The organism is Xanthomonas sp. WCS2018Noco2-27, assembly GCF_031843525.1.
Lineage (GTDB): Bacteria > Pseudomonadota > Gammaproteobacteria > Xanthomonadales > Xanthomonadaceae > Xanthomonas.
This window is the reverse complement of record NZ_JAVTIK010000001.1, coordinates 72,085-85,714: the sequence shown is the minus strand read 5'-3', so window position 1 is coordinate 85,714 and position 13,630 is coordinate 72,085. Positions and strand designations below refer to the sequence as shown.

Here is a 13,630-nt window from a genome sequence, read left to right as displayed (position 1 = left end):
ACCGGGTGCTCCTTCGCTGCGGATGCGCGATTGTCAGCACAGCGCTGCTGGCACATGATGCGGTTACCTCATTGCCAAGGATGTGCGTGATGCGCCTGCTCGCTGCGGTTCTGTTCGGCATCAACGTTGTGGCATGCACCATGGCCGATGCATCGGCACAACCCACGCGTCCTGCGCCGCCAAGCGCGGACTGCCTGGATGCGCGCCAGGTGACGGAATTGCATCAGGCCGATGCGCGCACGCTCGCTGTAGCACAACACGACGGACGCCTGTTCCGCCTGCAGTTGGCGCAGGACTGCCCACAGCTCGCCGCGCAGGCAGATGCCAATCTGCTCGCGCCGCACGGTTGGGTCTGCAATGGCGCGCAGGCGTATGTCAGCGCCGGGCAGCAACGGTGCGCGATTAGCCAGGTCACCACGCTCAGCGCGCGCGACTACGCCGGCATTGCCCGGCAGCGCGACCGCGACGGTGTGCCCACGCTGGAAGGCGTCAGTGTGCGCGAAGCACGTCGTCGCAACTTCGCCGGCTCGTCCAGCTACTGCTTCAATCCAAGCATGCTGCGCGCATGGTCGGAAGACGCGCAGGGCCTGGTGGTGGAAGTGTCGCCACGCCACCCCGGCGAGCATCGCCATTATCGCGTCGAGTTGATGGACAGCTGCCGCGAACTCAGCGGCGCACCGCCGATCCGCTTCGTGTCCGGCATGGGCTTGAATGCGATCTGCGGCAATCCCGGCGACAAGGTCGATGTCCTCGACGAAATCGGCCTTGCCGGCGCAGACGTCGGGACGGGCCAGCAAGGCGACCTGAGCACCATGCGCGGCGGGCAGTTTGCGCGGATGCGCCAGAGCTGCATGGTGGCGGCGGTGTATCCGCGCGATTGATGGCGCCTGCAAGACAGACGCTGCACTGCGCTGCGGGAGCGAGATGAAGTTCCACTACAGCCATCGCGCACAAGCGCATTCCTGCGCGAGCGACTTACCCGCGAGTGACGCTCACGCTTTGCGCAAGAAGCAGGTCTTCAGCACCAGCCCCTTGATCTTTTCCGAGTTGCCTTCGATATGTTCGGCATCGTCTTCGACCAGGCGGATATTGCGGATCACCGTGCCCTGCTTGAGCGGAATCGACGCGCCCTTGACCTTGAGATCCTTGATCACCGTCACCGTGTCGCCGGCCTGCAACACGTTGCCGTTGCTGTCGCGCACGACCGTCGCGCTCGCGGTGGCCTCGCCTGCAGTCCATTCGAAACCGCACTCCGCGCAGATCGACAACGCGCCGTCGGCATAGGTGTTGTCCTGGCCGCATTGCGGGCAGGCGGGAACGGTAGACATGCAATTCCTTGATCGAAACGGGCGTGGATTGTAGCTCCCCGGCGCTGCGATCACGCACCCGGCACAGCGGCGGCGCGATAGTGCAGCGCTTATCGAATACCCCGCAGGTCGCACGTGTCCAACCCGCCAGTGTCCCCCACATCGAGCGCCGCACACGCTGGCAACGCCGGCAGCGGACCCAGGGATGCCGGATCCGGCGGCCCTGCAAAACCCAAGGGCTCGCACCTGGTGGTTTACGTCGCGCTGGCCGGCAATCTGGCCATCGCAGTGGCCAAATTCATTGCTGCAGGCATTTCCGGCAGCTCGGCCATGCTCAGCGAAGGTGTGCATTCGCTGGTGGACACCGTTAACGAGGTACTGCTGCTGTACGGCTTGCGTCGTGCCGCGCAAGCACCCACGCCGACACACCCATTCGGCTACGGGCGCGAGCTGTACTTCTGGAGTTTCATCGTCGCGCTGTTGGTGTTTGCGATGGGCGCCGGCGTCTCGCTATACGAAGGCATCGTGCATCTGCGTCATCCCGAGCCGGCCAAGAGCCATCTTGTCGCCTATTGCGTGCTCGGTGTCTCGATCGTGTTCGAAGGCATCTCCTGGGTGGTGGCACTGCGCGAATTTCGTGCCAAAAAGGGCCGCATGGGCTATTTCGAGGCGTTTCGCCAGAGCAAGGACCCCAGCACCTTTACTGTCTTGCTGGAAGACAGCGCGGCGTTGATCGGCCTGTTCATGGCACTGCTTGGCCTGGCCGGCGCACAGCTGTTCGACATGCCCGAGCTCGACGGCATCGCATCGATCGGCATTGCCGGTGTGCTCGCTTTCACCGCGTTCCTGCTGGCGCGCGAAACCAAGGGCTTGCTGATCGGCGAACCCGCGCATGCGCATGTCACCGAGTCGCTGTTGCGCATTGCCGCCAGCGACCCGGATGTGCGCGCCGCCAACGGCGTGCTGACCATGCAGATGGGCCCGAACCAGGTGGTTGCCGCGCTCAGCGCCGAGTTCGAAGACAGCCGCACCACGCCGCAGATCGAAGCCTGCGTCGGGCGCATCGAAGCAGCAGCCAAGCGTCAGCATCCCGAGCTCACCGCGCTGTTCATCAAACCGCAGACACCGGAAACCTGGCGCGCGCGCCGCGCACAGATCGAACGTGGGGAGCAGACCGATTGAGCGCGCACATAGGTATCTGATGCGCACGCAATCCGCGCACAAAGTGCGGCGTTTCTAGTGATAGTGGCGCAGCACCTCGAACCAGCACGTGTGCCGCCAATGTATCGGCGCGGACAAGATAGCGAGCCGAACTGCACGCACATCACATGTGCCCGCGCGGCAAGGCACTGCGTCGCAGCGTGGCCATGCCACGCTCTGCACCAAGCTGATCCTCGCCCCAACCGCAGCTGCAGCCACGGTTGCATCACCGGCGTTGATTGCCTACGGTGTGCGGGCAACATCTCTTGGCATCGTGAATCAGCCGATGCACTCCCCTCATCACCCGTCATGGAGGTTTCCAATGGAAATCAGCCAGGGTCGCGTTGCGACCATTCACTACACCCTTTCCGACGACAGCGGCCAGGTACTGGACCGCTCCACGCCGGACACCCCGCTGAGCTATCTGCACGGTGCCGGCAACATCGTTCCCGGCCTCGAGCAGGCACTGGACGGCAGGCGCATCGGCGACACGCTCACTGCCGATGTTGCGCCCGAAAAAGGCTATGGGCCGCGTCATGAGCAGCTGATCCAGCACGTGCCGCGCGATGCCTTCCCCACCGATGTCGACGTCGTGCCCGGCGTGCAGTTCGAAGCCCGCACCCAACAAGGCCCGGTCCTGGTGACCGTGACCGACGTCGGCCCGGAGCAGATAACCGTGGACGGCAATCACCCGCTGGCCGGGCAGACCCTGCACTTCGCAGTCGAAGTGGTTGAAGTGCGCGAAGCCACTACCGATGAATTGAACCAGGGCCACGTCGACGACATCGCGGCCTGATGCAAGATGCCGCGTGCCGCCCGGCACGCGGCACATCGGCCCGGGCGCAATGCCTGCGCGCCGGTCTGGACGGAGGACGCGGCAGCCGTAGTAAAGTGCGCGGCCCGCTCTCAGGCACTCTGCATGAAACTCGGCATCGACTTCGGTACTAGCAACTCCGCCGCCGCGGCGATCGTCGACGGGCAGGTGCAAGCGGTGCGCTTCGGTGAGGCCTTGCAGTTCCGCACCACGGTGTATTTCCCCGACACCATGCGCGATCCGGAGAATTTCAGCCTCACGCCCGCGCTGGAATACGAGATGGAGCGCCTGATCGACTCCGCCCGCCGCGATGCGACTGCCGCCGGCCGCACCCCCAATCAGGACAGCCTGCGCCGCGAGGCGTTGCGCATCGTGCGCCGGCAATGGATGGAAGAGCAGGTGCGCGAGCCGCGCAGCTCGGCGGCGCTGCTGCAGAACGCGGTGTACGGCGACGACGCGCTGGATGCCTACTTCCTCGAAGGCGAAGGCAATCTGGTGCAAAGCCCCAAGTCGATGCTGGGCTACAACCTGCACCCGCGCGCGCGCCAGACCATCACCGGCATCGCCACACACGTGCTGGAGCATATCCGTCTCACCGCCTCGCGCCAGTTCGATCTCAACATCCGCAACGCCGTGCTCGGCCGCCCGGTGCAATTTCGCAGTTCGATCGGCGAAGCCGGCAATGCACAGGCGCTGGAGATTTTGCAGACCGCCGCCATCGCCGCCGGTTTCGACAGCGTGGAGTTTCTCGAAGAACCCGCAGCGGCAGCGATGCACTATCACGTCAGCCACGACACCCGGCACGACACGGTGGTGGTGGACATCGGCGGCGGCACCACCGACATCGCGCATGCCAGCGTCGGCGGCAGTGCCCCGCCGCAGGTGCACCGCGCCTGGGGCATTCCGCGCGGCGGTACCGATATCGATCTGGCGCTCAGTCTCGCCGCCTACATGCCGCTGTTCGGCCGCGGCATCACCCGCGTGCCGGCGCACCACTATGTGGAAGCGGCGATGGTGCAGGACATGACCCGTCAACGCGAATTCCGCCTGCACAAATACCAGGACGTGCCTGCCCCGTTCGACAAGCGCCTGCAGGCATTGCAGGACACCGGCAATACCGCGCGCCTGTATCGCGGTGTGGAAGCCTGCAAGATCGCGCTCAGCGAGCTCGACCAGCACCAGGCATCGCTGGAATTCATCGAACGCGGGCTGGGCGTGGACGTGCAGGCCAGCGCACTGGTGGCGTCCGCTTCCAGCTATCTGCGCGAGCTGGAAGGTTTGCTTGCGCAGGTGCGGGCCGACATGGCCGCACCGCCGGCCACCCTGTTCCTGACGGGCGGCATGTCGCGCGCCGGCTATATCCGCGACACCGTGGCGGCGGCCTTTCCGGAATCGCGCATGGTGCATGGCGATCCCTCGTTCGGCGTGGTGCAGGGCCTGGCTTGGGCGGCGGCCCAGGGCGCCCGCCCGTCGGACGGTTAACACAAATCGGCGCTCAGCGCCTATAATGCACGGTTGCTGCCTGACGCTCAGCCGTCTCGCCTGCAAGGCACGCCCGTCGTGCCGCCGCGATTGCGCACCGAACGCGATCGCACTTCTCGACACCGCTTTCGCGCGCACCACCCTCGCCGCACGCGGTGTCATTGCACTTCCCCGCTACAGGAGGCCACATGGCACGTCCCGCGACCAAGCAGAAATCCCAGCCCAGCATCGCTCGCAGCGAAGGCAAGTCGCAGCCGCTCAGTCGTGAGCGTATTGCTGCCGACATCGCCGCGTTCCGCAAGACCGGCGGCCGGATCGAAGTGCTCACCACCAACTTCGGTCCCGCCCGCAACGACGGCGACAAGATCGCGTAAGCAGCGAGCACGCTGTCACTTGCGCCCGCATCGCAGCGCACGCTCGCGACAGTTGCCGCCAAGGGTTGCGTTGAAGTGTTACCGACGTGCCACCGCAAGGTGGCACGTCTGTTTTCGGCGTCAGTTGCTGTAGTCGATACGCACCGAACCCGAGTGCGACTCCAGTTTGATATCGCCGTTGCCGGCCCCCAACGTCGCGCGCAGGCTCTTGCCAGGGCCGTACTCAGGCCGTTCCACACGCCCGGCCACCGAGTGGATGTCGCCACTGAAGACCTCCACATTCAGCGCCGCCGAGACGTTGCGCGGCACGCCCAGCGTGATCGTGCCGCTGACACTCTCTGCAGAGATGCTGCCGCCCGGCGCCAGCCCGGCCACCGTGACCGAGGCTGAGCCAGACACGCTTTGCGAACGCAACTGCGAGACCTGTCCCGCGCCGATCCGGATATCACCGGAAACGGACTCGGCCGACACCACGCCGCTGGCACCGGCTTGCGCGTCGATTTGCCCACTGACCGTGCCCAGCGTCACCCGCCCGCTGCTCACCGTGCTGCGCAACGTCCCGCTGACCGTCTCCAGCTGCGCCTCCTTGGCGCGGCCGCGCGCCACTACGTCGCCACTGACGGATTTGAGCCGCAGCTGCGCAAGATCGACCTGGTCCACATCGACCGACGCGCTGACCGCAGCCACCTGCAGCATGGCGCCGCGCGGCACGCGCAACTCCAGCTGCGCTCCCTTGCTACTGCGGCTGGTATGCGGATAGATCACCTCCAATTGCAGCCGATTCGAACTCGCATCGACCTCCAGCCGCTGGCCCTCGCCCAAAGTGCCGGTCAGCGCCACCTCGTCGCGGTCCCACCCACGCACACGGATCTGCCCGGCGATGTTTTCCAGCTCCACGCGCCCGCCACGTGCCAGCGGATGACTCTGATTGACCGCAGTTTGGGCCGCCGCCGGCGCAGCGCAAACCGCAGCCAACAGCAACAGGGAAAGATGTGCGTAGCGCATGAACATGCTCCTCAACTTGGGAAGGATGTCTCGCCCTGAGAGGCAAGACGGGTCAATCGCAGCCGTTTGGCGTAGGTGCGCTGCAGTTGCGACAACAAAAAGGCGGACTGCGGGCTCTGCGCGATGGCCGCGTGGATGGCCCGCGCGCTTTGATCCAGCTCGTCCAGCGCAGGCCGCAGATCGGCCGGCACCTGCTGCAGCGGAACCTCGGCGATGGCCTGCTGGTATTGCCCGGCCATCGCCTGCGCCTGCGCCACGAGCGCCGGCTGCGCAGCACGCGGCGGCGATGTGTGCTGCCTGATGCCGGGCACGACAGCGACCAAGGCCACGACCGCTGCCAACGCAACCCCAAGCACCGGCAGCGCCCAGCGACGACGACGCGGCCGGCGTGCCACCACAGTGGCATGCGGCACCAGCGCCGGCGCGATGCGCTCCCACAGCTGCGCAGGCGGCAAGCGCTGCTGCGGCAATGCCTGCAAGCGCGCGACCAGCGCAGCGTCTTCGGCCCGGGACTCGGCTTCGATGCGATCAGGGTGGTCGGGGTGGTCGGGGTGGTCGGGGGTCATGCGTGTTCTCCAAGCCGCGCGCGCAGCAGACCGCGCGCGCGATGCAGTTGTGCCTTCGAACTGCCGACTGCCATCTGCAGTTGATCGGCAATTTCCTGGTGTTTCCAGCCTTCGATATCGTGCAGCACCAACACCGCCCTGGCGCGCGGCGGCAACGTTTCCAAGGCGCGCTCCAGATCCATCCGGATCGAGTGACAACCCGCTGCGTCGGGAACTGCCGTAAGCATCGCATCGGTGTCGTCACTGGCGTGATCGCCAAACGCCGCACGCGCGCGCATCTCCATCAACGCGGTATTGACGGCAAGCCGATGCAACCATGTGCCCAACGCACTCTGGAAGCGAAACTGCGGCAATGCTTTCCACGCGGCGATGAAGGTGTCCTGCAATACGTCATCGGCGCGCGCGGCATTGCCGCCACACAAGCGCCAGACCAGCGCATACAGCCGCGGCGAGTGACGGCGATAGATCGCCTCATACGCAGCGCGTTCGCCAGCCGCAGCTGCACGCGCCAACGCCGCATCGTCGCGGTCGGCGGGGGTGGCGCATGGCAGGGCATCGATGGGCACGGAGGTGTCGAGCATAGCCAGTTGGATGCACCGAACAGCACAATGGTTTAAACCCGCGCAAACTTTTTTGAAAGCCCGCAGAACGACGCGAGACCTGGCCAGTGTTGGCGGTGCCGCATGGCTGGATCCGTGGCGAACAGCCGTCTCACCACTGCAATCGCTGCAGTGCTCGCTAATACTCAGCGCAGCAGCCGATCACCACTGCGAGAGCGGCCGATAAAGCGTAGCGAGCAGTCGTCAGGTGGTGCGCGGATAACGCACTCAGAACCGGGCTTACGGGTAGTCCCTGCCGATTCCCAGCCACGGCCGCCTGCCGGTAAGCGCAGTACGCATGTTCGCAGCTCTAAACCTTTTGGCCGGCCGCCGCATCCAAGTCTGCAATGGCGCACTCCCGCGCCGCATCGCCGCCCGCCGACACCACCGCGGCGTAGCGCCTGGTTTACGTTGGAGATCGTCATGCCACACCTACTTGGACTGGCTCTGGCCTTGTGCACGCCCCACTGCCCCCAAGTGCAGCGACTGGACACAGTGCAGCTCAGGGTGACGCCTGCCCGAATCGATGTCTGCCTACTGCATGCCCCCTTGGAGCAGGCCTCCTGCATCGGTGCCAGTAGGCCGTATCAGTGGGCACCGGTCCACGCGATCGCGCAGACCTGGCGGCGCTTGGCGGTCTTGGTCGCGCATGACGTGCGTATCGGCACTGAATGGCAGCGATCGGATACAGCGAAGACGAGTTGGCTCCCAGCCAGCGCGCCTCCGCCATCGGCAGGACGCGACTGCCTCAAGGTCCGATCACCAGCGCATCTATAGAGCCGCTCGGCAAGCGTTGTACGGCGCTGTAATGCCAGGCACTTGGTTAGGCGCATCTAGCGTCGCCGCGGCCGTGAGCAGCGCTGCGTCGCAGGAATACTGTCGGTTTCGCCAGTCCGCATCCACCTCACTCACCTCAAAAGAACAGGACAAGCACGAGGTGTAGCAACACCGCCTGCTGCAGCCGGACGACTCAGAACCGCACGCACGTTCATCCCCTGCACCTGTCGCGTGCAGGTTGCGCCGTTACAATGGCGGTCCACCCCGCTTTTGTCTGATCTGATGTCCGCGTCCGACCCCTTGCCCGCCATGATCCGCAGCCTGTTGCCTCACTGGAACCCGGAGTGGCTGGCAGTCGCAGTGCCAACGATCAAGATCGTGCTGATACTTGCCTTGGCGGGCTTGCTACGCCTGTTGTTGCGGCAATTGCTGCGGCGCGTATGCACGCGCTACAACGTGCCCGCCGAGATGATGATCGGTATTCGCCGCGCTGGCAGTTTCATCATTTCGACCAGCGCGTTGCTGATGGTCTTGCACGTTGCCGGTGTCTCTAGCGAAACGCTGTGGACGGCATTCACCGGCTTTGCAGCGGTTGGCGCGGTGGCGTTTTTCGCCGCATGGAGCGTGCTGTCCAATATCTTCTGCACCTTCCTGATCATCACCACACGTCCGTTCCGCCTGCACGATCACATCGAGCTGCTCGAAGGTGGCGACAAGCCCGGCCTGAAGGGACGGGTGATCGATATCAACGTGATCTACACGACATTGGAAGAAACCGGCGACCATGCGGGCAGTGTGCTGCAGGTCCCCAACAGCCTGTTCTTCCAGCGCACCACGCGTCGGTGGCGCGAAAGCAGCGGCTTCAACGCGAACTGAGCACGCAGTGACGTGGAGGGCATGCAGCCACCGTTCTTGCCGACCGCAAAGCTCCCGAACGTCCGTACCGCTGCCGGAACAATGTGCTCTCGGCAACGCATGTTTGAGGTCAACAAGACACCCGCCGTTCGCTAGCGCACCAACACACTCAACGCAGTTGACTGTCTTTGCTGCCGCGACGGTTGAATCCGCCTTGCGCGCCCTGCTCCAGGTCGTGCGCCTCCTGACAGTTCACGCATAACTGCACGCCAGGCACGGCCTTGCGTCGCGCTTCGGGAATCGGCGCATCGCAAGCTTCGCAATGGGTCAGGCTCGGCCCCTGGTGCAGCTGACTGCGCGCACGCTTGATCGCGTCTTCGACGGTGGCATCGATCTGGTCCTGCACTGCCCCATCACCCGCCCATCCGGTCGCCATGATCGTCTCACCCTTATCTGGTCAGGCTGGATAGATGGTCATTGGCGCAGGCAAATCCAAGCCGGCCGTGCACAGTGCCCTCAAACTGGGTGCTCTAACATTCAGTCATCCGCACCCACGAGGGATTTGCAATGGAACACCCTGTCCACCCGTTCTCCGAATTGTTCGCCCAACTTGGCTTGGCCTCCGATGAGGCCAGCATTCGCAGCTTCATCGCCGAACATTCGCCTCTGCCGGGCGATATGCGCCTGGAAGAAGCGCCGTTCTGGACGCCCGCACAAGCGCAGTTGCTGCGTGAAGAACGTCTCGACGATGCCGACTGGATCGTGACCATCGACCAGCTCAATATCGCCCTGCATACGACCGCTGACGATACCGGCGTCTGACGCAGGCCCGCTCGATGCTTACGGTCGAGATCGCCTTCAGCGATCGCGCTGTACAACGCGCTGATAGAAAAAGAGCGGCCAATGGCCGCTCTTTTTTGCAGCAGTGCAGCTGACAGCGCAACACTGTCCAGCTGCATACTGCGCGTCAGGTCACCTTCTTGGCGATCGTCATGCCCAGCACAAACAGCACGATGGCGATGATGATGCCGGCCCAGAACAGGAACTTGGCAATTCCCATCGCAGCGCCTGCCATCCCGCCGAATCCGAGCGCACCGGCAATCAATCCGATGATGGCGAAGATAATGGCCCACTTGATCATGTTGTTGTCTCCTAATCCGGCACGCTGCCGTTGTTCGATCGTGTGCTTGCGACACATCGCCGCAAAACATGCGCTGCACGCTACCCATCCACATGTGCCGCATTCGTGAATACACCTGACACACGCTGCCACACGCAGACGGCGTTCAGCGCTAACGGCGCGCAGGTTTCCTGCAAAGACCCTGCGCGTTGACGGTTCGTCGACGTCACCAGGCAACTCGCGATCGATGCTTTTTTTAACACTGTTCGAGTCGATAGCGACCACGCAGTAGGCGAGCTGATTGCGCTTGCCTGCATGAAACTGATGTCATTGACCGCAATCGTCGGGACCCATTCGAACGCTCTGCAGCGCGCCCGTTCTTCTCGGATAAGACAGATTCGCCAGCATCGGCGATCATGCAGCTCTTGCAGCAGTCGATCGCCATGGACACTCTTCGCTATCTCACCGGTTATCCGCCCGCCGTCCTGGATCAGGTGCGCGAGCTGATCGCACAGGACAAGCTCGCCGCGGTCCTGGCGCGGCGCTATCCGGAGCGGCACAGCATTCGTACCGATCGCCATCTGTACGATTACGTCAAGGCGATGAAGGAGCGCTACATGCGCTCCTCGCCCACTTTGCACAAGGCGATCTACGACAACCACCTGCAGGTGGTGAAGCATGCGCTGGGCACGCACACGGCCATCTCGCGCGTGCACGGCGGCCGGCTCAAGGCCAGTCGCGAAATTCGGATTGCCTCGGTGTTTCGCGATGCGCCGGAGCCCTTCCTGCAGATGATCGTCGCCCACGAGCTGGCGCACTTGAAAGAAGCCGATCACAACAAGGCCTTCTATCAGTTGTGCAACCACATGACCCCGGACTACCACCAGCTCGAATTCGACCTGCGCCTGTATCTGACCCACCTGGCACTCGAAGCAGACAGCTGATCGCGTTGTGCCGGGTCACCGATTAGGATGCAGCCATGCACGCCTCGTCCCTCGCGCAACTCACCCTCGCCGCACAAGGCCAACAGCCCGCGGCCATCAATGCGTTGGCGCAGGCGCTGGTGCGCGCCGGTGAGACGGAGCAAGCTCTCCTCTGGTACACCCGTGGCGCAGCCGCAGGCGATGCCACCGCCCAGATCGAAGCCGGCCGCATGCTCGCCTACGGCATCGGCGGTCCAGTGGATGTCGCTCAGGCCATCGCGCACTGGCAACACGCCGAACACAACGGCGTGGCTGCAGCGTCTTATCTGCTGGCGACGCTGGCTGTGGGCGAGAACCCTGGGCAGTTGGGAACACAAGCGCATGCGCGGTTGCACGCTGCGGCAGACGCACACTACCCGCCGGCGCTGCGTGCGCTAGCCATTCAATACGGTCGAATCGATCACCCGCATCAGCAACAACACTGTGTGCGCCTGCTGGAGCAGGCTGCATCGGCTGGCGACGTGCCAGCCGCGGTGCTGCTCGCCGAGCGCCTGCTGCGCGGCGAAGGCATTGCCGCCCAGCCCGACGCAGCAGAGCACCTGCTGCGGCAACTGCAGCCGCTGGGAGTCACGTCCCTCCCCGAGGTCCAGATCGCGCCCCCCGATCCGGTCGATGACAGCGCGCGCGAGCACATGCACTTCCCCCCGCGCAGCGCGCCAACGCGGCTCCACCAGTGTCCAACGATCGAAAGCCACTCCGCGGTGCTGTCCGCCGACGAGTGCCGGCTATTGATCCTGCTGGCACGCCCACATCTGCGCGCCTCCCAGGTAGTCGATCCGAATGATGCAAGCAGCCAGCGCACGCCGATCCGCACCAGCCGCGGCGCGACGCTGGACCCGATTCTGGAAGACTTCGCAGCCCGCGCTGCGCAGGCGAGGCTAGCGGCATGTGCGCGGCTACCGCTGACGCATGCCGAGCCATTGTCGGTGCTGTGCTACGCACCAGGGGAGCACTATCGCGCGCATCGCGACTACCTGCCGGCCAGCAGAATTGCCGCTGATCGTCCCGCTGCCGGTAATCGCCTGCGCACGGTCTGTGTGTATCTCAATGCGGTCGAGGCAGGTGGCCAGACCGATTTCCCGGTTGCAGGTGTCTGCGTGCCGCCCTGCGCAGGGTCGGTGGTGTGTTTCGACAACCTGCACGCCGATGGCCGGCCCGATCCTGATTCGCTGCATGCCGGCTTGCCGGTCGCGGCCGGGAACAAGTGGCTGGCGACGCTGTGGTTCCGGCAGCGACGCTATCGGGATTGGTGAACAGGTTCATACACTGCGCCCCACTGACGTGGTTTAAAATGTTGCAGCGCGACGTGATCGGACAGGGTCTGCAGACGTCGTTTTTTTGTTTCCCCAGTGCACGGGTGCATGACCGGTGTCAGGGGAGGCACATCACGCAGCCCCGCGGAGCCTTCGATGCTTTTCGAAACCCTCGATACCACCGGTCACGAGCAGGTGATCTTCTGCCACAACCGCGACGCCGGCCTCAAAGCCATCATCGCCCTACATAGCACGCGGCTCGGGCCGGCCCTGGGCGGCGTGCGCATGCGCCCCTACCCCGATAGCGAAGCGGCGCTTACGGATGCGCTGCGGCTCAGCCGCACCATGACCTACAAGAACGCGTTGGCGGGACTGAATGTCGGCGGCGGCAAAGCGGTGATCATCGGCGACCCCAAAACCGACAAGAGCGAGGTGCTGTTCCGCGCGTTCGGCCGTTTTGTCGACACCCTGGGCGGGCGCTACATCACCTCCGAAGATGTCGGCACCGACGTCAACGACATGGAACAGATCTACCTGGAGAGCGAGTACGTCACCGGCGTGCATCAGGTGCATCGCGGCTCCGGCGACCCGGCGCCCTTCACCGCCTACGGTGCGTTGCAGGCGCTGATGGCCTCGCTCAATCGCAAGCTCGGCCACGAAGAGGTGGGCAAGGCGAGCATCGCGATCCAGGGCCTGGGCCATATCGGCATGGAACTGGTGAAATTGCTCAAGGAACGCGGCGCAAAGCTCTATGTGGCCGATCTGAATCAGGCGCTGGTGGATCGCGCAGTGGCCGAGTACGGCGCCGAAGCCGTGCGCCCGGACGAAATCCATCAGGTGCCGGCCGACGTGTTCGCACCGTGCGCGCTGGAAGGTGCGATCAACGAAAACACACTGCCGCAGCTCAAGGCCAAGATCATCTGCGGCACCGCCAACAATCAGCTCGCCAGCGCTGCGATCGGTGACGAGCTGCACAAGCGCGGCATTTTGTATGCGCCCGATTACGTGGTGAATGCCGGCGGGGTGATGAATGTGTCGCTGGAGATCGACGGCTACAACCGCGAACGCGCCATGCGCCTGATCCGCAGCATTTATCACAATCTGGAAAAGGTCTTCGACCTGTCCACGCAGTTGAACGTGTCGCCGCAGCAGGCAGCCGATCAAATTGCCGAAACGCGCATCGAGGCCATCAGCAAACTCAAACTGCCGCTGGGCCGCACTGCACCGCGTTTTTTGCATAAATTGCGCGGCGAATAAACACGCCAGCAGGCGGGCCGCGTTTAACGACACGTGCG

The 13,630-nt window shown here is 64.3% G+C and carries 16 protein-coding genes; 10 read left to right on the top strand and 6 right to left on the bottom strand.

Annotated features, from left to right (window positions below; genetic code table 11):
- Positions 1-80: 80 nt before the first annotated feature.
- Entirely contained in the window at positions 81-881 is an 801-nt protein-coding gene (locus RQH86_RS00370) for a hypothetical protein (protein ID WP_311239363.1), read from the top strand.
- Positions 882-992: 111 nt separating this feature from the next.
- Here RQH86_RS00370 and RQH86_RS00365 read toward each other — a convergent pair whose 3' ends face one another.
- A complete protein-coding gene (locus tag RQH86_RS00365) occupies positions 993-1,328 on the bottom strand; it encodes a zinc ribbon domain-containing protein YjdM (RefSeq protein ID WP_311239362.1) in 336 nt (111 codons plus the stop codon).
- A 114-nt stretch (positions 1,329-1,442) separates the two neighbouring features.
- Here RQH86_RS00365 and RQH86_RS00360 point away from each other — a divergent pair, with 114 nt between their 5' ends.
- From RQH86_RS00360 to RQH86_RS00345, 4 genes are all read left to right on the top strand, one after another.
- On the top strand, positions 1,443-2,489 hold the full coding sequence (locus RQH86_RS00360; protein WP_311239361.1) for a cation diffusion facilitator family transporter: 1,047 nt from the start codon (positions 1,443-1,445) through the stop codon (positions 2,487-2,489).
- Between the two features lie 340 nt (positions 2,490-2,829).
- A complete protein-coding gene (locus RQH86_RS00355) occupies positions 2,830-3,303 on the top strand; it encodes a peptidylprolyl isomerase (protein WP_311239360.1) in 474 nt (157 codons plus the stop codon).
- A gap of 123 nt (positions 3,304-3,426) precedes the next feature.
- On the top strand, positions 3,427-4,803 hold the full coding sequence (locus RQH86_RS00350) for an Hsp70 family protein (protein WP_311239359.1): 1,377 nt from the start codon (positions 3,427-3,429) through the stop codon (positions 4,801-4,803).
- Between the two features lie 188 nt (positions 4,804-4,991).
- Positions 4,992-5,177 carry a hypothetical protein gene (locus RQH86_RS00345; RefSeq protein WP_010366034.1) on the top strand — a complete coding sequence of 62 codons (186 nt, stop codon included), beginning with the start codon at positions 4,992-4,994 and terminating at the stop codon, positions 5,175-5,177.
- A 120-nt stretch (positions 5,178-5,297) separates the two neighbouring features.
- On the opposite strand, the gene RQH86_RS00340 is transcribed toward RQH86_RS00345, so the two are convergent.
- Genes RQH86_RS00340 through RQH86_RS00330 form a run of 3 tightly spaced genes read right to left on the bottom strand, consistent with a single transcriptional unit; the run spans position 5,298 to position 7,329 of the window.
- Positions 5,298-6,182 (bottom strand): DUF4097 family beta strand repeat-containing protein, encoded by an 885-nt coding sequence (locus RQH86_RS00340; protein ID WP_055846246.1) that lies wholly within the window; start codon positions 6,180-6,182, stop codon positions 5,298-5,300.
- 11 nt (positions 6,183-6,193) lie between these two features.
- Entirely contained in the window at positions 6,194-6,748 is a 555-nt protein-coding gene (locus RQH86_RS00335; protein WP_311239358.1) for a hypothetical protein, read from the bottom strand.
- Complete coding sequence (locus RQH86_RS00330; RefSeq protein WP_311239357.1) at positions 6,745-7,329, bottom strand: sigma-70 family RNA polymerase sigma factor; 585 nt, start codon at positions 7,327-7,329, stop codon at positions 6,745-6,747. Before RQH86_RS00330 ends, RQH86_RS00335 begins: the two co-directional genes overlap by 4 nt.
- Before the next feature lie 1,077 nt (positions 7,330-8,406).
- Between RQH86_RS00330 and RQH86_RS00325 the strand changes: the two genes are divergently transcribed.
- Entirely contained in the window at positions 8,407-9,000 is a 594-nt protein-coding gene (locus tag RQH86_RS00325) for a mechanosensitive ion channel family protein (protein WP_311239356.1), read from the top strand.
- Positions 9,001-9,148: 148 nt separating this feature from the next.
- Here RQH86_RS00325 and RQH86_RS00320 read toward each other — a convergent pair whose 3' ends face one another.
- The gene (locus RQH86_RS00320) at positions 9,149-9,415 is read right to left on the bottom strand and encodes a DksA/TraR family C4-type zinc finger protein (protein WP_055845280.1); all 267 of its coding nucleotides are present in this window, start codon (positions 9,413-9,415) and stop codon (positions 9,149-9,151) included.
- Positions 9,416-9,546: 131 nt separating this feature from the next.
- On the opposite strand from RQH86_RS00320, the gene RQH86_RS00315 reads away from it, so the two are divergent.
- Entirely contained in the window at positions 9,547-9,801 is a 255-nt protein-coding gene (locus RQH86_RS00315) for a DUF2789 domain-containing protein (RefSeq protein WP_115512183.1), read from the top strand.
- A gap of 145 nt (positions 9,802-9,946) precedes the next feature.
- Here RQH86_RS00315 and RQH86_RS00310 read toward each other — a convergent pair whose 3' ends face one another.
- Positions 9,947-10,120 carry a DUF1328 domain-containing protein gene (locus RQH86_RS00310; protein ID WP_003489471.1) on the bottom strand — a complete coding sequence of 58 codons (174 nt, stop codon included), beginning with the start codon at positions 10,118-10,120 and terminating at the stop codon, positions 9,947-9,949.
- A 395-nt stretch (positions 10,121-10,515) separates the two neighbouring features.
- Between RQH86_RS00310 and RQH86_RS00305 the strand changes: the two genes are divergently transcribed.
- The 3 genes from RQH86_RS00305 to RQH86_RS00295 all read left to right on the top strand — a co-directional run bounded on the left by RQH86_RS00305 (position 10,516) and on the right by RQH86_RS00295 (position 13,592).
- Entirely contained in the window at positions 10,516-11,043 is a 528-nt protein-coding gene (locus RQH86_RS00305; RefSeq protein ID WP_311239355.1) for a M48 family metallopeptidase, read from the top strand.
- 35 nt (positions 11,044-11,078) lie between these two features.
- Positions 11,079-12,335 (top strand): 2OG-Fe(II) oxygenase, encoded by a 1,257-nt coding sequence (locus RQH86_RS00300; protein ID WP_311239354.1) that lies wholly within the window; start codon positions 11,079-11,081, stop codon positions 12,333-12,335.
- 156 nt (positions 12,336-12,491) lie between these two features.
- Complete coding sequence (locus RQH86_RS00295) at positions 12,492-13,592, top strand: Glu/Leu/Phe/Val dehydrogenase dimerization domain-containing protein (protein ID WP_055845291.1); 1,101 nt, start codon at positions 12,492-12,494, stop codon at positions 13,590-13,592.
- The last annotated feature ends 38 nt before the right edge of the window (positions 13,593-13,630 follow it).